The organism is Microcoleus sp. BR0-C5, from assembly GCF_036705045.1.
Lineage (GTDB): Bacteria > Cyanobacteriota > Cyanobacteriia > Cyanobacteriales > Microcoleaceae > Microcoleus.
Genome location: NZ_JAUBTR010000101.1, coordinates 1 through 18881, shown reverse-complemented (window position 1 = coordinate 18881; position 18881 = coordinate 1). Strand labels below are relative to the sequence as shown.

Sequence of the window (18881 nt, the reverse complement as noted above, 5' to 3'; positions counted from 1 at the left end):
GGTAGGCACAGATATTTTTCCTACAGTGAAGGTATGAAAATCCTTAGTCATCAAAGCCAGAACTGCGGAATGTGGGTCAAAACATCGAAACAATTAAAATTTCCGGTACTGCTGCGGGTGTCAGCACTCGCTACATCGGTGCATTCGAGGGCAATATCAATTTTGACATCAAAGATTTGCAAGATTTGGGAATTAATACCTACCGCATTTACGGCGGGATGTCTCGATGAGAATCTGAAAATGATAGTAAATACGGCTGGCCCGAAATATCCGAAATTAAGGCAAATCCAAATATAATTAATTGGGCGCATTGGGATCAGATTATGACTAATCCGCCCCAGGGTAGCGATTATTGGTGGTCGGGAGAACCCGGTACTGTTTGGCAAGGCAATGCCAGGACTATTTTTAATAGTCTCAAACAAGCAAATATTCGCCCGGTGGTGAGTATTCGGAATGTAGATAATGGCTGGAATCCGAGTTGGGCGCTGCAACTGAATCCGCCGCGCACAGGAGAAGATTGGAACGAGTGGTGGGAACAGGTTTTTGCTACGGTTTATTGGCTGAATGTTCGCCATGATTACCGCGTTGATGATTGGGAAATTCACAACGAACCGGACAATCGCGAGCAGGGTTGGGGCGGGACTAGGGCTGACTATTTTGAATTGGTTAAGGTGGCAAAAGATGCGATCGACTTTGTTTATAAAACTTATTTGCCCGATCGCACTTACCGTATCCACCGCCCGAAAACCATAGGCTGCAGCAATTGGCCGGCTAGTGCTTTGCAAGAAATACCGAATTATTTCGATACAGTCAATGTCCACAACTACGATGCAGATATTTCTAACTACACCCGCAAAGTGCGCGGCTGGATGAACGGTACTGTCCGCGCTAACTCGCAGCTTTGGGTAGGAGAATGGGGAACTTACAACATGAGCTACGGCGATTTATCTTTAGCTTTAAATTTGATTAAGAATTTGATTCGAGGTTCTCAACCGGGGGATAATTATATTGACGGCAGTCACATATTCTGTTTGTACGACTGGGGCAAGCCCGCAGGGGCGGAAGGTTTGCTAGGGGACGGGGGAAAACGGCGCGCAGGCTACTATGCTTTGCGGATGGGAATTAGAGCTTTGCAGGGCGGGAAAGCTACCTTTTTTCCTATCACTAATAGTTCGGATTTAATGGCAGTTGCAACTCTTGATGCTAGCAAGAATGTTTACTTGCTGGTTGTCAATGACCGAGCAACATCTTACACTGTTAATGCTGATATTTCGGAGCTGATAAAAACTGGTAATGGCACGGTGCGGGAGTTCAGTTCTAAAACAATGGATGAGGTTGTTGGTAGCTTAAGGCTCAAGGGCGGCAATGCGAGTTTTGCACTGGCAGGGAACAGCGCTATTCTCATCAAGTTCGATCGCCAGAATTGAAGCTCAAATCCTCTGGGTCATAATTCGGATAAGATAGAATTAGTTATGCTCAGAATTATTTATTTTCTGCCTGTTTTCCCCTGGAACCCTGGAACCCTTGAACCCTCGAACCCCTAATTGCACAGTTGCCATACCTAAGTCGTCCTGTTGTGATTCCCCTCCTGTCGCTGGTAAATTGGTAGCGTGCAGGTATCTTGCCTCAAACAGAATGCGAGCGAGAGTTCGGTTGAGGGCGAGAAAGTAGGGTGCAGTCTAGACAATCGCAGAAATTCTTGCTCGTAAACCCGCAGCAGTTATGCTAAGCGAGGAATTGCCCGCCAGCCTTCATGTCCGCCCTCTGGCAGATAGCATTGGTTCTGAAAGTCAGAAGCCGTCAATTATCAGGATATGGCACGGAATTAATTTTAAATGCCAAGATGCTGGAAGTATGGGTCAGTTTAATCGTACAGAAACTTTGAGGGCGCTGGGAAATCTCGCGGGTAAAGCCTCTCAATCAACCTGCTGCTCGCGATCCAACAAATATCACTTTTATGCCCCCTGATGTTTATTCCCTCCCTCAGTCAGGTCATCAACCGCAATCCCCTCACCGTCACCCCTGAGACGCCCGTAGAAAAGGCGATCGAGCTGATGAGTAGCACAGGAGCCAGTTACGTCCTCGTGGTAGAACCGCGCGGGAATTCTCAACTCGGAAATCCCACGAACGGGACTTCCCCACAATCGCGGGAACAGTCGGGTTTCTACAACGGCATACCGCGTGCGGTACACGCAGGAGGCAACGGGCGGCCTCTCAACGGCTCAAAAGCTCCCTATGCGGGCTGCCAGACAGTGCTGGGGATTTTTACAACGCGAGATATCGTACAGCTAAATTCGATCGGCGCTGCTTTGAGCGGATTTGCGATCGAGCAAATCATGATCAGAACCGTAACTGTAGCCCGAGAATCGGAAATTCCCGACTTTTTTGCCTTAGCAAATCTGCTGGAGAAAAATCAGATCAGCCATTTGCCCGTCGTCAGCGACACTGAAGAACTTGTCGGTTTAATTAGCTCTCAAAGCTTGGTGCAAATGTTGCAGGGAATTGGGGAATCGACACCAAAAGCAATTAGCAGCGCTTCGCCACCTGCGGCTTTCGCGTTCCCTCCGCCCCTGCCAATTGTGCATCAGAAAGTAGATCTACCTGCAAGTTTAATTAAACTTTATCAAATCCCTCAAATAGCAGCCTCACGAATAATTCACGCTCCTTCTAATTCTTCGGTTCGCTATTTGGCGCAACTGATGTTTAGACACAATGTTAGTTATGTATTAATCACTGAAACCCCCGATCAACACTCGACTGGTGCTGCTCACAATTCCAAATTTACAAATCCCAATATTCACAAACTGGTTGGGGTGGTAAGTTCGCGGGATATCGTGCAGTTGCAGGCCCTGGGAAGAGACTCTAACAAAATTAAAGCGGGAGCAATTTGCAGCAGTTCGCCGCCGCTGGTGCGATCGCACTCTAGCCTCGAAGCAGCCGTCGCGCTGCTGCAAAAACACTACTGCCAGTTGCCTTTATTAGTCATCAACGAAACAAATCACCCGATCGGGATTATCAATCCTAAAACTATCCTTTTACAAGCGCTGGATTCAAAATCTCTGCATTCTGGCTTAATCGCTGTGCAGCGCCAGCTAGAATCTAGCAACGCTCAATACAAAAAACTCTCAGCAGAAATACAGCGGACGGCCGCAAATAGCCACGAGGTGGCTGAAATTTCTCACCACAGTTTCGTAGAGCGGCCAAATCTCCCCCCTGCCGTCAACAATCAGGGGATTTGGGACTGGAATCTCGAAACAGATGAGTTTTTTTATTCGGCGCGGTGGCAAGAAATGCTGGGCTACCAAGAAGGGGAAATCTCGAATCGCCGATCGGAATGGTGGAGTCGCATCCACCGAGATGATATTGACTCGGTAAAGGCAGCTTTAGAAGAACACTTCGCCCAAAAGACACCGGATTTTGCGGCAGAATATCGGATGTACTGTAAAGACGGCAGCACTGTCTGGGTGCTGAACCGAGGTCAAGTTTTACGCAGCGCTACCGGCAAACCGCTGCGGGTAGTAGGAACTCATACAGATATTACTCCAAACAAGGAGTTTGAACTCAAAAACCGCGAGCAGGATCGAGAACAATTTCATCTATTTGACTCTTTGAAAGCAACAGTAATTTTCCACATAGATGCGGCGGGGGTTTTGAAATTTCTCAACCGCGCTTGGACGGAAATTACGAATTTTTCGGTTGCCGAAAGTTTGCAAACTAATTTTTTAGATTGGGTGCATCCAGATGAGCGCGAGCAATGTGCAAATTTATTGGAGTCTTTGCTGTCCGGGAAGTCGGAATTTGAACGGCGAGAACTGCGATTTAAGTCTAAGTCTGGTTCCGAGAAAAACTCCTTGGGAATTCACAGTAATTCCGGGTTTGTTTCCGTGGAACTATTTGCCCAAGTCCGGCGGAATTCCCAAGGCGAAATAGCGGGAATTTTCGGGACTTTGCACGATGTCTGCAACCGCCTCGAAGGAGTTGAGGAACTGCGGGAAAGCGAGCGGGCAATTCGATCGCTCTACGAGGTAATGGTGAGTTCGGAAGGCTCTTTTGACGATCGAACTATCCGGTTGCTGGCAATGGGCTGTAGTCAGTTTGGGATGGATATCGGGCTGTTGGGCAGGGTTTTGGGCGATCGCTACGAAGTGATTGCGGCTTATGTACCGGAAGATTTTCCCTTTGGATTTGCTAAAGGAGACGGTTTTGCTTTGAGCAGAACCTTTGAGCGAGAGGTTTTGCGATCGAGCGAACCTATTTCTGTCGAATCAGCCGGCACTACTCAGTGGCGCAACCACCCCGCTTACAGCGTCCGCAAGTTGGAGGCTTTTGTGGGGACGAGGGTAATAGTGCAAGGGCGAGTTTTTGGCACTTTGAGCTTTACTTCCCGCACCACTAAATCTCCTTTTAAACCGCTGAATTTTGAAATTTTAAAGTTGATGGGCAATTACATCGGTGCAGAAATTGCCCGCGAAGAGCGAGAGCGAACTTTGCAACGTCAGTACCAGCGCGTTTTACTACTCAAACAAATTACTCAAAAAGTGCGATCGACCTTAGACACTCAAGAAATTTTTCAAACTACCGCCACCCAAATCGGCCGCGTATTTGGTGTCAATCGCTGTACAATTCACACCTATCTTTCCGAACCTTATCCCCACCTTCCTTGCGTCGCGGAATACTTAGAACCCGGTCACGAATCCGCTTTAGATTTAGAACTTTCTGTCACTTATAACCCCTACACAGAAAAACTCCTCGCTGAAGATATAGCCCTGGCATCTCCCGATGTTTTTGCCGATCCTTTGCTGGAATCTTCGGGGCCGATGTGCCGCCGCATCGGATTAAAATCCATGTTGGCTGTTCGCACTTCCTATCAAGGAGAACCGAATGGAATTATTACTTTGCACCAGTGCGATGCAACTCGCCAGTGGAATCCCGACGAAATTGAACTATTAGAAGATGTTGCCGCTCAAGTTGGCATTACCTTAGCTCAAGCACAACTTTTAGAAACCGAAGTGCAGCGACAGCGACAGTTAGCAGAGCAAAATGAAGCTTTGGATCAAGCGCGACAAGCGGCGGAAGTTGCTAATAGAGCTAAGAGCGAATTTTTAGCGACTATGAGTCACGAAATTCGCACTCCGATGAATGCGGTCATCGGGATGACGGGCTTGCTGCTGGATATGGAACTAACTCCTGAACAGCGGGATTTTGTGGAGACAATTCGTACCAGCGGCGATGCTTTACTGACTATTATTAACGATATTCTCGACTTTTCTAAGATTGAATCTGGAAAATTGGATTTGGAACGCAGCCCCTTCGAGCTGCAAAACTGTATAGAAGAATCTCTGGAATTACTGGCTCCGAGAGCCTCAGAAAAAGGTTTAGAGCTGGCTTACTTTATTGAGGATTCTGTTCCGAAAAACATTTTAGGGGATGTCACGAGGCTGCGCCAAATTTTGGTAAATCTGCTGGGTAATGCAGTGAAGTTTACAGAATCTGGAGAAATTGTGGTGTGCTGTACGGCTAGGCAAATTGAACAGGTAGCTGCTAAGAGTTCGCCAGAAAAAATTAATATTCTAGAGCCACAACCCCTAGCAATTAACCAGGGAGAGTTGGCACGTAGCAAACAATACGAGATTCAATTTGCTGTCCAAGATACGGGAATTGGTATTCCGCCAGACCGGATGGATCGCCTGTTTAAAGCTTTTTCGCAGGTGGATGCTTCGACAACGCGACATTACGGCGGGACGGGTTTGGGACTGGCTATCAGCCAGCGTTTGAGCGATATGATGGGCGGTACAATGTGGGTTGTCAGCCAGGTTGATCCCCGAAGTTCTAAGTCTCAACCGGGAGTTTCTGCGATCGGACAAAGTATCGCTGGAAGGTCGCCTGCAGAATTTACTCCGCCGTTGATATCGGGTTCGGGTTCGATTTTTTATTTCACGGTGACTGCTGAAGCGAATGACATCCGGGCTGAGGAAAAAAGACCCGAATTTGCCGCTGGTAAGCGCTTGTTAATTGTTGAGCATCATGCCATTAATCGGCAAGTTTTGATCCGTCAGGCAGAGTCTTGGGGAATGATACCCGTGGCTGTAACTTCGGGTGCTGAGGCTTTGGAAATCATCAAAGGAAACTCGCCGCTCGATTTAGCTATTTTGGCGATGAATCTACCAGATATCGACGGTGTGGCTTTGGCTGTGGAGATTCGGAAATTTGAGCTGAGCAATTTGTCGGGCGACGAGGGTCTAAATCCCCATGTCATCAACGTTAAAAACTCTCGCAAAATAGCACTACCTTTGGTGCTGTTTACTTATTTAAGTAAGGCGGAAGTTTGGAAAAAACTGGAAACTACAGAAGTACATTTTTCGGCTTTTTTAACTAAGCCTTTAAAACAGTCCCAGTTTTATAATGTGTTGCTGCAAGTTTTTGGATATGTTACTGGCAGAAGCGGCAGGGGAGAACTTTCAAATGTGGTGACTTTGACTTCGGGATTGAAGTATTTTGAAAATTCTCAAGAACAACACCGCGTGCAGCGGACGCCTGCTGTTTTGAGGCAGGTTGCGGCGAATTCAGCCGGACAGGATGCAACTAATTCTAGTCAGATTCGGATTTTGCTGGCTGAGGACAATGTGGTGAATCAAAAAGTCGCTACACATTTACTCGACAGGATAGGATATCGGGCTGATATTGCGGGTAATGGGTTGGAGGTTTTGGAGGCGCTGAAGCGGCAATCTTACGATGTTGTGCTGATGGATGTGCAGATGCCGAACATGGACGGGTTGGAAGCGACGCGCCGCATTTGTCAGGAATGGCCGGCTAACAAGAAGCCGAGAATTATTGCGATGACTGCTAATGCGATGCAGGGCGATCGCGAAAAGTGTCTGGAAGCAGGTATGGACGATTATATTACTAAGCCCGTACGCCGGGAAGAGTTGGCGATCGCCTTGAGCAAGTGCTCACCTCTGAATCGGGATGAATTGGATGCGGTTACTGAGGAAAACAATCAAGATATTTCTGATGACATTGACAGTGATACTGCGGGTTCTTCGAGCGTTCCACCGGGAGCTGATTCGCCGATTGATTTTCATATTTTGCAAAATCTCCGTGAGCTAGACGATGATGAAGACCCCGATTTTTTGGGGGAGCTGATTAAGATATATTTGGTAGACGCACCGCAACATTTAGAAACTATTAAGGAGGCTATTTTTCTCGGCGATGCTGATAGTTTGAAGCTGGCTTCTCACACGCTGAAGTCGAGCAGCGCCAATTTAGGAGCCGTGTCTTTTTCTGCTGTTTGCAAGGAGTTGGAGTATATGGGCCGCGTGGCGGTTGAGTCTGGAGGGGAACAGGTTTTTGATGTGAGTACGGCGCGCGATCGCCTGTTGGAAGCCCAAGCGGAGTGGGAAAAGGTGCGGGCGGCTTTTGAGACGGAATTGGAAACGGGGAAGTTGCGATCGCAAATAGGGTAATTTGTTATATCAATTCCGGTTGCACTCCTCCGGAATTGTTGACTGCTGACTGTTGACTGTTGACTGTTGACTGTTTGAACAATACCGATGCAAGCGGAAACGATATTATTTGTTATTTGTTGGTTTTTGGTTGTTAGTTGTCAGTTTCAATAACCAAGGCCCCATGCCCCATGCCCCATTCCCCATTCCCCATTCCCCATTCCCATATTTAACTTTCACCTAAATACGCTTTACGAACAGTTTCATTTGACTGCAAATCGCTAGCCGTACCAGCAACTACAACCTGACCGGTTTGGATGACATAGCCGCGGTGGGCTACACTTAAAGCCATGCGGGCGTTTTGTTCCACCAGTAAAATAGTTGTTCCTTCAGCATTAATATCGCGGACGATCGCAAAAATTTGACTGACTAACATCGGTGCCAATCCCATACTCGGCTCGTCCAATAATAACAAGCGGGGGCGCGACATCAAAGCGCGGGCGATCGCCAACATTTGCTGTTCGCCACCGCTGAGAGTTCCCCCTTTTTGACTAATTCTTTCTCGCAAACGAGGAAATAAATTTAATGCTTTTTCCATATCGGACTTGATACCGAGAGTATCGTTGCGGAGATAAGCACCCATTTCTAGGTTTTCTTGCACCGTCATGCGCGGAAAAATCAACCGCCCTTCGGGACTTTGAGAAATCCCCAAACGGACGATCGCCTCTGTAGATAGTGCTTCTAAAGGCTTTCCCTCAAATAATACAGTGCCTTGGCGCGGGCGCAGCAGTCCTTGAATCGTGCGGAGAGTAGTCGTTTTCCCCGCCCCGTTGCTGCCGATTAATGTCACAACTTCTCCCTCCGAGACTGTTAGCGATACTCCTTTGAGAGCGTGGATATTTCCGTAGTAGGTGTGAATGTCTTTAATTTCCAACATAATTACTCTTTCTGCTTTGTGCTTTATTATATTATCCCGACTAATTATAAAAATTTATTGCATTTATTTAAAATCCAGCTTTTTTATAGTAAGCAGTAATTTTACTTAGATCAACACCCGATCTAGCTCCCATACGATGTATTTTTAGTAGCTGTGGCGACCAACTTTACATAATTTTTACTTAAACATACGATTTCTTGACAGTAGCTTTACAAAAATCTCTAAGTAAATAGGTAGTATTGATACGTAAGCGAAACCAATCGCTACAACTTACTAATAACAGCCCTTAAAATGTTCCAAATTTAAGGAGATTTACCATGAAATTCCATCACAGTAGTGGAGCGATCGCATTTTTATTAGCAACTCCTTTAGTAACCAGCTTGAGTGTAGGTATTGCGCCCAGCAGTGCGGCCACAATAGCCGGTTCTGCCGCAGCAGTAACGATTGACAACTTCAGTCACACACCCACTGACACAGGTACATCTACTAACACTAACACTCAGACAATAGCTAACAGCGGTTCAGTTATTAGCGAGGCGGATGCTGATGCAGTTTTTATATCTAACTGTCACGAATTGCTGGCAGCAAATCTCTCGCAAAGTAAAGTCCCAGGTGACGGCAATAACTATTCCGGTTTAGCCCAAAGTCAAGCAGCAGTGATCGGCGACTTCTTCATTGATGCCGAAGAAACTTTTTCCTTCAATTTTCAGACATTTATAACTCTTTTAACATCAGTTGACAACCAGAAATCCGAACGCGCCAGGGCGAATGGCAGTATATCTTTCTGGGTGATTAACGCTGTTACTAACATTTTGTTAGACTCTTTTCAATTTGCCATCGGTTTAGACTCTTCTAGTGGCTTTTATGCAAATGCCTTCGTTAGCAACAGCTTTAAACCCACACAAATCAACTTTAATTTTCTGGCTGAAGGAAGTGCAGCAACTAGCCTCCTGTATACTTCTGGGGTATATTCGCGGACATTCAACAGCGCCACTAACTTAACATTGGTAGAAGTTAAAAACAATATCGCCCAGGCAGAAGCAGAAGCAGAAGCAGTTCCCGAACCGAGCACAGTATTAGGTACTGCAATATTTTTAGGATTGTTTTTCAGGCAGAGAAAACAAAAGAAAAAAATGTCGGAAGTCAAATCAAAAGTTTAGGAAAACCCCCGAATATTAATCCGTATGGTGTGCAAGGCGCACCTCCTATCGTTTCCGTTGAATTACTCGTTATAAAATGCTGTAGCCCTGGGCAGGTTGATAAATATTATCGATTTGAAGGACAGATTTTTGGTGAAACCCGCCCTAATTTTATTGGGTTAATTAGCCAGAAATTATATCGCTTCTTCCGAGGATACACAATGCCCACCTCACTTATCTGTCGTCACACAATACCCATTATCCATGTCCATCTTCTTCTTTTCCCAAATATGCCTCAATCACGCGAGGATCTGCGCGAACTTGATCGGGAGTTCCCTCAGCAATTTTAGTACCGTACTCCATAACACTTACGCGATCGCTAATCCCCATCACCACCTTCATATCATGTTCAATCAGCAAAATACTCAAATTCAAATCATCGCGAATTCGGTAAATAAAGCGAGTTAAATCAGCCGTTTCGTTCGGGTTCATCCCCGCCGTAGGTTCGTCCAAAAGTAACACTTTCGGATCGGAAGCCAAGGCCCGCGCAATTTCCAATCTGCGCTGGTCGCCGTAGGAAAGGTTTTTTGCCAACTCCGGCGCTTTAGCAGCACCTAAACCGACAAAATCAAGCATAGTGAGCGCTTTTATTTTAGCTTCCCGCTCCTCCAGATTCGCAGCGGGAGGGCGGAGGATTGCACCCAACAAACCTGTTTTCAATCGGCAGTGTCTACCTACTAAAACATTATCCAGCACAGTCATGTTGTTAAACAAGCGGATATTTTGAAAAGTTCTAGCAATGCCGAAAGTTGTCAGGCGATCCGGAGGTAAACCCGTGATATTCTTCTGTTCCAAAAGCAACTGGCCACCACTCGGTTTGTAGATACCTGTCAGCATATTAAAAAAAGTAGTTTTGCCCGCACCGTTGGGGCCGATCAAACTGGCGATCGAGCCTTTTTCCAATGTTAAACTAACCTGGTTGACAGCAGTCAAACCACCGAATCGCATTGTAAGTTGCTGTGCTTCTAATAATGACATTTTGGTTGTGTTTCCTAATATTTTAGAGTAGTGTGATCTGGATGATCGCGAGCTTTCACGCACGAGAATCAATTTGGGATATTTTAGGACATATTCTCTAAAGTACAGACAAAATAGAACTTAAAAAGATTAGATTCTAGCGAACGGCCAGGGCGATATTGTGCGTGTAAATCGGCCGTCGAAAAGTTCTCAATAACTTTGAGATTGAGTTCGTCAGTCAAAGTTGCAATGTTTTCAAACCCAGTAACCCAGGGTGCATACATACTTTCGTATTTATCTATGTAATCATTGATATCTTGGTAGCCCGTTGTTCTCAAAATCACCTTTTCCGACATATAATCAAAGGACAATCGAAAATCATCAACATTGTCGCGAATTTGTTCTAACACAAATATTACCTCTTTTTTAGCAAGCAAGGTTGTGTTGCCTTCCCACAAAAAATAGGTCGGTCGAGTGAAATCAAATTCACTCTGTTTCAGCAAGGGGATTAAACCGTCTTTTACGTAATCGCCGGGAAGGTAGCGAACATTTGCAGTAACTTTGTTAGCTTTGAGAGTTTCTTCTTTTAATTGAAGAGTCGCGCGGTCGTCTATTTCAAAATAAATCACTCCTTCTCCATTAATTCTAGCCGCGCGAGTATCCAAACCCGAACCTAAAATAACTATTTGCTTGCAACCTCCTAAAATTTGATTTGACAAAACATCATCAAAATATTTAGTCCGCAACTTAACCATTTCTTTAGCGGCGGGAGAGCTTTGAGCTATTTGGTTAGCTATTTTTTTTGTTTCCTCATTGAGCCATATTTTTACTACATGATCGGTATAGAGAGGAATGGTCTCTTCATTCTCTTCTGCTCTAAACTCCGCAACGATAAAAGCAGTACCAGTTACATTTTTCATGGCTAATCTTTCACCCTTACTAAGTAGTTGGTTACAAGTAAACATTAGATGGGGAGGGGGTTTTTACATCCCTAACCTCCCTTGTATCTGATATGTTGCACAATTCTAAATAAGGTTTTTATGAACAGGCTTTTCGGCCTGTTCCACAAAGAGTGAATTTTCTTGTGAAACAGGCCGAAAAGCCTGTTCTTGAGAATGGTGCAAAATGTGAGTTGCATCCTAGATTCTTAGCAAAACCAGCCTACAAAATACTATGGTTTTTGTCCTTACCTATTTATTGACTTCTCGCATCTGCTAAAGACTCATTGCTCGCTTCAGAATCAGAATGCAGTTCAGCTTGGTGTATCTTATCAGGAATCAGCCCCTCCGGCCGCACGATCATCATAACAACAAGAGTTAGGCCGAATAGAAATAACCGCATTTGAATCGGGTCTAAACTGGTTGCCAGAAAGTCTCGCAACTGGGGAATTGCAATCCTGGGGAGTACAAAAGTATTCAGAAAACCCTTGAGGACTTGCGCTAATTGTGGCAGATAAAGCCGATCGGCAGACATGATAATGATAGCGCCCAAAATCACCCCGGTCATGTTGCCCAAACCGCCTAAAATCACCATACACAGGATGATTACCGACACCGAGAAATCGAAAACGCTGGGAAAAATCGCGCTGATATAGGCGGCGTAAAACGCGCCTGCAAAGCCCGAAAACGTCGCTCCCATCGCAAAAGCCGAAAGTTTGGTTTTGACTAGGTTAATGCCCATCGCACTCGCCGCTAATTCATCTTCGCGCATGGCATTCCATGCCCTCCCCAAGCGGGAATCTCGCAGCCGCGAAATCATGAAGTAAGCGAAGACAACTAGCAGCAAAATTAGGTAGTACCAGGGAAAGTAGTTGCCGGTGCTAAAAGTGCCGATAATGGGGAGAGATGGACGCCCGATCGGGTTTATGCCCGCTTCGCCGCCGGTGAGGTTAAAAGGTCGATCGCACCCAACCAGACACAGCACCAACTCGGGTTTACCCAAAACAGCCGCAACAATCTTCGAGACTGGTTCGTCGATCCGAATCGCGGTTAAATTCCTAAACACAACCGGAATAATTTCGCCAAAACCAAGGGTAACAATCGCCAAATAATCGCCCTTGAGCCGCAGTGTGGGAATACCCAGGATTACGCCCGCGATCGCAGCTACACCGGCGGCGATCGGCAATACTACCCAAAAGTTCCAAGCAATATTTAACTGTCCAGAAGATAGCAAAGCAGTCGTATAAGCGCCGATCGCAAAAAACGCCGCATATCCCAAATCCAACAAACCCGCAAAACCCACAGTAATATTCAAACCCAGCGCCAACATAATAAAGATTTGAATCTGTACTACAGTAGCAATCCAGGCAGTCTGAGCCTGAATGTCGATAAACGGAAACAGAATTAGAATAAAAGCTAATGTCACCAGAGTTGCCAGCCGCTGGCGTTCCCCCTGCAAACCCTGCAAAGCGCCCATTAACGTAGCTGTCACAATTGCGATCGTCAAACTGCAAATCCCGTACAGCAGTGTAGCCGGCAAAGCAACAGCAGATTGACCAGAAAAAGGTCTAATCAAAACCCCTTCTACCACACTCGCAATTAACAGCCAAACTCCCAATCCCAATCCCGCTAAACTGCCGATAGTCGCGCCCATTTTCGGGCTATAAACCTTCTGATCTCGACAGCTAATAAAGCCGGCAGCCGTACCCATCAGCCAGCCGATCACGGTGCCGCTCCAACCGCCGAATAACAAAACAGTCAAAGAGGCGATCGCCCCTAAAATACCACTCGATTTGATCGCATTAATTATTTTTTTTGACATAGTCATTAGTTATTAGTCATTAGTCATTAGTCATTAGTTATTAGTCATTAGTTAGATGAAAAAATGCTAGGAATCCCAGTTATAGATGCGACTGACGCGGGTAGTGCGAACTTCTGCCTGACCTCAAGCAACTCGATCGACCGCTGGATCTGGAAACGGTCGATCGGGCTAGCTACAGTTTAGAGTCTTTTGAGTTCGATTATTGCACCAAAAGTGACGAAACTTCAAATATACTGGAACTGTTACCCCAACACACTTCAAACGGGCGATCGCTATATGGTACAAGCACCTCAAAAAACTATCACCCTCGACGAGTTTTTGCAACTCCCAGAAACCCAACCCGCTAGCGAATACATCAAAGGTGCGATTTTACAAAAACCTATGCCACAAGGAAAACACAGCACAATTCAGGGAGAACTCATCACGAGGGTTAATGCAGCGGGCAAACCTCAGCGGATTGCTTGGGCATTTCCAGAACTTCGCTGCACCTTTGGCGGACGTTCTATTGTTCCCGATGTCGCGATTTTTGTTTGGAATCGCATTCCCCTAGACGCTGACGGCGAAATTGCCAATACATTTAATGCTCACCCAGACTGGACAATTGAAATTTTGTCCCCAGCCCAAAGCCAAACCAAAGTTACAAACAATATTTTGCACTGTTTGAACGCCGGTTGTCAGATGGGTTGGTTGCTCGATCCCGATGAAAAAAACATTTTAGCCTATCCCGCAGGGCAGCAACCGATTGCATTGCAAGAACCAACAGATATACTCCCGATGCCCAAATTTATGCCGGAAATGCAGTTGACTTTAGGTGAAGTTTTTGGCTGGCTCAAACCAGGGAATATTTAATTGGGCGTACAGTATTCCACTCAATTGAGAAGCGCTATCTTATACTTGGAAATAAAAATTTAATGTTGCCGATCGCCCCATTAAGTATTTTTTCAGTAGTAGGAAGATGACGGCGAACGCTGACTATTTTTCATCCTTAACATATAGTTTAAGCTTTTGCTGCATGGGTAGTCGGCTTGCTCTCCTTACATAATTCTTCACCCTAGTATGCACGACAATCAACGAATTATCCACTTAACCCAGGTCTCGGCGACCGATTTCCCCACTTCCGACAACTACACGTACAAGTTCCCGGTGCAGATGCTCTCCGACGGGGGACAATCCTTGTTGCAAAAGGATTCCTTCAGCCGCAAGCAACCAAGCTGGTTATTAGATCTGAAAAACCAGGGAGACTGCACGATCGCGATTACCCTATCCTACCGGGAAGGAGACATCACTCAGCCTTGGCAAGATGCGGCAACGGTGACATTGGCGACACAGGATTGCCTCAATGGTGAAAGCAGCGCCGAGTGAGAATTTCCGATCGCGAACTCGAATCTAGCACCTCAGTTGAAGGTGAAAACTCGCCTCACCCACAGTACCAGTGAAGGAAGTAGCACCACACTGACGCTCTTGGGACATCAAAACGGAAATCGTCCCCTCCACGCGCTAGGAACTCAAAGCAACGGCAAAAGTCAATTCGAGATGTCCGAAGTACTTCCCCTCACACCACAATAGGAAGTCATTTTAGCTATTTTATGCCAACTTTTATTGACATTACTTGACTGACATTCAAGACATTCCATGTATTTTTATTTAATGTTCATTATTTTCTCGCTCTTTCACTCCCTCGCTCGATCGGATCTCATTTCAGCAACGCCGGTTTTCTATAACTGCGATCGCTTGGGGAGAATCTTTCAGATACATGAGAAAACTCTTGACTCTTCCTATTTCAATTTGGCACTTATAAATAGGAAGAGTCAAGCACAACTCGATATCAGACAATTAAAACAAGAATTACGCAGGAGAGAACCTGCAACCTTTTGGGGGAGCAGGCTGTGAAGGCTCCCCCTCTTTGTTGGTTAGCGTACTCCACTTGACGAAGATATCTTCCAAGGTGTAAAGTTAGTTAGCTAGCGCTGCCCTTGTCTAGTTTCCACTAGCTTACTGCGTAGCTTTACAGCTCAGATATTTTTTTATATCATCAGAGCCAACATGAAAATTCCAATTTATAAGAACACCACTTATCTCCTCATATCAATTTTTGTAGTGGCCGCTATTGTGCGATTGATTCATATCAATCAGCCATTTATTGATACCTTTAGTTGGCGTCAATCAAGCACAGCCATGATGGCGGAAAATTTCTATCGCAGAAATTGGAATATCTTCTACCCTGAAGTTAGCTGGGATGGGCCAGGGCCTAGCTATAATGGACGGGAATTTCAAACAGTTACTTATATTACAGCCCTTCTCTATACTTTATTGGGACAGCATGATTGGGTGGGACGCAGCGTCGTTGTCCTGTTTAGCTTGTGGGGAATATTTGCCTTCTATCAGTTAGTTTCTCGTATTTGGGATCGGGATCGCGCTCTTATGAGTGCCGCAATTCTCGCAATTTTTCCAGGCCATATATATGTGGATAGGTCTTTCCTTCCCGACCCGGCAATGGTGGCATTAGTTGTAACAAGTTTCTGGATGCTAATTGCTTACTTACAAACTGACCGCTGGTACTATTTATTGCTTGCCACCCTCTTTGCAACTTGGGGCTTTTTAACCAAACTACCAGGTTTAATGATTGGCATTCCGATGCTCTATACAATATTTGTTGTCCTGGGTCATCGAGGATTACTGCGCCCGAAAAAGCTGATAGTAATTGGAGTAGCTGCCATTTCCATCCTCCTGCCAGTAGCTGCCTATTATTTGTGGGCGAGGCATCTTGCTCTCACCTATCCGCCTTACCACTTTGCTGGCAGCGGGAACTGGCTCTGGGATCATGGGTTACAGGAATGGTTACAAAAGAAATATTTTATCCCTGAACTTTATCATCTTATTTCTCGGCGGATTTGGACATATCCCATCATGCTCCTTGTTGCTATTGGTTTATTCGTTCCCCCTCATTATAAAGTTCCTACCCAAGAATCAGAGCAGCAGCCAAGTAATGTAGTCGCACGAGTACCAGGGATGTTTCATTGGTGGATACTTGCTTTTGCCATTTATTACTTCATTGGCGCTCAACAGCTCGTCACAAATTACTCTAATTTAAATATTGTTAACCCAGCCGCCGCCGCTCTAGCAGGAAATGGCCTGATAGCACTTGCTTCATTCGCCAAGCGAGCCGGAGGTTCATCTTCAGCATTAGCACTCATAACGGCAATACTACTAATCATTTCTGGAATTGGTTATAGACAGTTAAACCGATGGTGCTATTCTCCTGTGGCAAAAGATGGCTACGAACTAGGGATAGCTTTGCAGCAAATAACTCAACCAAGTGACCTTGTTGTTACTATAGCTAATCGTGGAGGTGGCGATCCCGTCGCTATCTATTATAGTCGCCGACGTGGCTGGGTTTTTCCTCCTGCTATTTATTGGGGTTCTCCTCCTTCGAGTCCTCAAGAGAGCAGGAGAAAGAATAGTATTTATTGGAAATATCCCATAACAGATGATACTTTAATTGCCATCTTAGAAGATTTGATTACCCAGGGAGCAGATTGGATGGGAATTGTTAAATATGGCAATAATCAAATTGCAAAAGATACCCCTAAATTAGTTGCATACATTCAAAAAACATTGGAACTCTATCAAGAAACACCCAACTGGGTTATTTATCGAATTCCTCCCAAACTTAAAACAAGCAAGCGCTCGAACCAGGGTACTTTGGGGTCTTCTTTGTCGGGAGTAGATTATTGAGAGGGCATGAGTGAGTGGGTCACTGGACAATCCATATAAGCTGTTGTGCATTTAAACTGTGATACAAGCATTACCCCTGAGAGGATGAAAATAAGAGTCAAAACATTGATAGAATCAAGGACATAGCCCTCATACCCTTCTGAAAAAATCGTAGTTTATTGCGCCTAATTCCGATTAATGAGCGTAATAATGTCTTGACTTGCCTTCCATGCCAACTCCCTCCGCAACGCTCGGCCCAACATTGACCATATAATCCAATTCAAAAACTACTATGGCGACGTATCGAGCGCCCGTATTCAGTTAACCTACCCACCTATTTTTGAATTCCCATTGTCTTGATTTTTTGACCTTGAATCACAGCACAACTTTAAGCAATGGCGTTTGTCGCCATCTGCGAGAGGTTTTTTCGCTCCCGATCTCCCAATAATCCGCCTAAATAGTTCCTAAACTCCCGTTTTTGGGCTTGATGACCAAAGATATCGTCAAATCTTTGACACCATTTATCAAAGCAGGGGGGCATCGGGGCGGGGGTCGTCTCTTTCATTGCTCATTCTTTAACGTTATATGCTTGCTCTTCAAGCATTAGAACTCATTTAGCTCGTATTTTTTGTTTAAGTCCCGATAAGTATCTCTTGCCATTATTTAAACCCTGCAACTTCAAACCTTCTCCTGAACATTTTCTCCCAACAAACCGCCTGGCCGAAAAGCCAAAATCACCACCAAAACCCCAAACACCCAAGCATTAGTCCAACGGCTAGACAAATACTGATCGCTCAAAGACGAAAGCAACCCAATCAAAACTCCTCCTAACATCGCCCCGACAATATTGCCAATTCCCCCCAAAACCGCCGCCGTAAAAGCCCTCAAACCCGCCGTAAACCCCATCGTAAAAACAATAGTATTGTTGTACAGACCAACCAGAATCCCAGCCGAACCCGCCAAAGCTCCCCCAATCAAAAAAGTCAGAGCAATAATCTGATCCACATTAATGCCCATAATTTTAGCAGCATCGCGGCTTTGAGCAGTTGCCCGCATCGCCTTTCCCAGACGAGTGTACTGCACAAACACATGAAGCAAAACCATCAATACAACCGCCACCACCAACACAATTAAATCTTTCGTAGTAAATACAATACTCGTTTGAATTCCCAAAGCTTTGAAAATATCAACTCGCGGTAACAAATCGGGAAAACTTTTCGGCGCAGCAGAATTAGAACCCATCACCGGAATAAAAGCTTTCAATCCTCCCCAAAACAGGCCCATATTTTGGAAAATAAAAGAAACTCCAATCGCTGAAATTAAAGGAGCCAAACGGGGAGCATTTCGCAAAGGTCGATAAGCATACTTTTCCACAAAAATATTCATTCCAGCACAAAACAGCGAACATACAACCAAAGCGACTAACATCACCGGTATTGCGATACCTAAAGGTGCGCCATCTTGAATCCCAAAAGCTCCGAACACAGTTAGCGAAGCAAAAGCGCCCAACATATACAAATCGCCGTGAGCAAAATTGATTAACTCAATAATGCCATAAACCATCGTGTAACCCAAAGCAATAATTGCAATCAGCGCACCATTGACAAGTCCCACTAATAATTGTTGAATCAAAACTTCAGGGCTGCGGACTATTTCTCCAACTATTTTTGGCAAATCAAATCCTGCGATCGGGCCTAATAGCAAAACTATATAAACTACACCTAGATATAAGAGAATACTTTTCCAGTTCTTCATGTTTTTGAGTAATTGGGAATTGGGCATTGGGCATTAGGGGTGAGTCGAGGGGGGATATTATTCCCCGCCCCTCTCAGTTAATTAGAGTCGATGCCTGTGTTACCACAGGACACCTCT

General features: G+C 45.3%; 13 protein-coding genes and 1 pseudogene. 8 read left to right on the top strand and 6 right to left on the bottom strand.

The genetic code is table 11. The features are described from left to right. Nucleotides 1-71: 71 nt before the first annotated feature. The 4 genes from QUB08_RS28980 to QUB08_RS28965 all read left to right on the top strand — a co-directional run bounded on the left by QUB08_RS28980 (nucleotide 72) and on the right by QUB08_RS28965 (nucleotide 7463). Complete coding sequence (locus QUB08_RS28980) at nucleotides 72-230, top strand: hypothetical protein (protein WP_333229365.1); 159 nt, start codon at nucleotides 72-74, stop codon at nucleotides 228-230. A gap of 93 nt (nucleotides 231-323) precedes the next feature. Then, nucleotides 324-1427, top strand: coding sequence for a hypothetical protein (locus QUB08_RS28975; protein WP_333229363.1), 1104 nt, complete (start codon nucleotides 324-326; stop codon nucleotides 1425-1427). A 295-nt stretch (nucleotides 1428-1722) separates the two neighbouring features. Continuing rightward, nucleotides 1723-1968 (top strand): hypothetical protein, encoded by a 246-nt coding sequence (locus QUB08_RS28970; protein ID WP_333156484.1) that lies wholly within the window; start codon nucleotides 1723-1725, stop codon nucleotides 1966-1968. Further along, the gene (locus QUB08_RS28965) at nucleotides 1968-7463 is read left to right on the top strand and encodes a response regulator (RefSeq protein WP_333229361.1); all 5496 of its coding nucleotides are present in this window, start codon (nucleotides 1968-1970) and stop codon (nucleotides 7461-7463) included. The genes QUB08_RS28970 and QUB08_RS28965 overlap by 1 nt, the downstream gene beginning before the upstream one ends. Nucleotides 7464-7671: 208 nt before the next feature. Here QUB08_RS28965 and QUB08_RS28960 read toward each other — a convergent pair whose 3' ends face one another. Then, on the bottom strand, nucleotides 7672-8379 hold the full coding sequence (locus tag QUB08_RS28960) for an ABC transporter ATP-binding protein (protein ID WP_333229359.1): 708 nt from the start codon (nucleotides 8377-8379) through the stop codon (nucleotides 7672-7674). A gap of 317 nt (nucleotides 8380-8696) precedes the next feature. Between QUB08_RS28960 and QUB08_RS28955 the strand changes: the two genes are divergently transcribed. Next, nucleotides 8697-9539: a PEP-CTERM sorting domain-containing protein gene (locus tag QUB08_RS28955; RefSeq protein ID WP_333229357.1), complete on the top strand. Its 843-nt coding sequence runs from the start codon at nucleotides 8697-8699 to the stop codon at nucleotides 9537-9539. 237 nt (nucleotides 9540-9776) lie between these two features. On the opposite strand, the gene QUB08_RS28950 is transcribed toward QUB08_RS28955, so the two are convergent. The 3 genes from QUB08_RS28950 to QUB08_RS28940 form a co-directional block, all read right to left on the bottom strand. Then, nucleotides 9777-10556, bottom strand: a complete 780-nt coding sequence (locus QUB08_RS28950) for an ABC transporter ATP-binding protein (RefSeq protein ID WP_333229355.1) — start codon at nucleotides 10554-10556, stop codon at nucleotides 9777-9779. Between the two features lie 83 nt (nucleotides 10557-10639). After that, nucleotides 10640-11455: a class I SAM-dependent methyltransferase gene (locus QUB08_RS28945; RefSeq protein ID WP_333229353.1), complete on the bottom strand. Its 816-nt coding sequence runs from the start codon at nucleotides 11453-11455 to the stop codon at nucleotides 10640-10642. Between the two features lie 274 nt (nucleotides 11456-11729). Further along, nucleotides 11730-13295, bottom strand: a complete 1566-nt coding sequence (locus QUB08_RS28940; protein WP_333229351.1) for an ABC transporter permease subunit — start codon at nucleotides 13293-13295, stop codon at nucleotides 11730-11732. Between the two features lie 276 nt (nucleotides 13296-13571). Here QUB08_RS28940 and QUB08_RS28935 point away from each other — a divergent pair, with 276 nt between their 5' ends. From QUB08_RS28935 to QUB08_RS28925, 3 genes are all read left to right on the top strand, one after another. Further along, nucleotides 13572-14144, top strand: coding sequence for a Uma2 family endonuclease (locus QUB08_RS28935; RefSeq protein WP_333229349.1), 573 nt, complete (start codon nucleotides 13572-13574; stop codon nucleotides 14142-14144). A 207-nt stretch (nucleotides 14145-14351) separates the two neighbouring features. Further along, complete coding sequence (locus QUB08_RS28930) at nucleotides 14352-14657, top strand: hypothetical protein (protein WP_333229347.1); 306 nt, start codon at nucleotides 14352-14354, stop codon at nucleotides 14655-14657. A gap of 681 nt (nucleotides 14658-15338) precedes the next feature. Next, nucleotides 15339-17030, top strand: a complete 1692-nt coding sequence (locus QUB08_RS28925; RefSeq protein ID WP_333229345.1) for a glycosyltransferase family 39 protein — start codon at nucleotides 15339-15341, stop codon at nucleotides 17028-17030. A 373-nt stretch (nucleotides 17031-17403) separates the two neighbouring features. Here QUB08_RS28925 and QUB08_RS28920 read toward each other — a convergent pair. Then, nucleotides 17404-17574: pseudogene (locus QUB08_RS28920) on the bottom strand (IS701 family transposase); the annotation flags it as partial. A gap of 113 nt (nucleotides 17575-17687) precedes the next feature. After that, complete coding sequence (locus QUB08_RS28915) at nucleotides 17688-18764, bottom strand: branched-chain amino acid ABC transporter permease (RefSeq protein ID WP_333229343.1); 1077 nt, start codon at nucleotides 18762-18764, stop codon at nucleotides 17688-17690. Nucleotides 18765-18881: the final 117 nt, after the last annotated feature.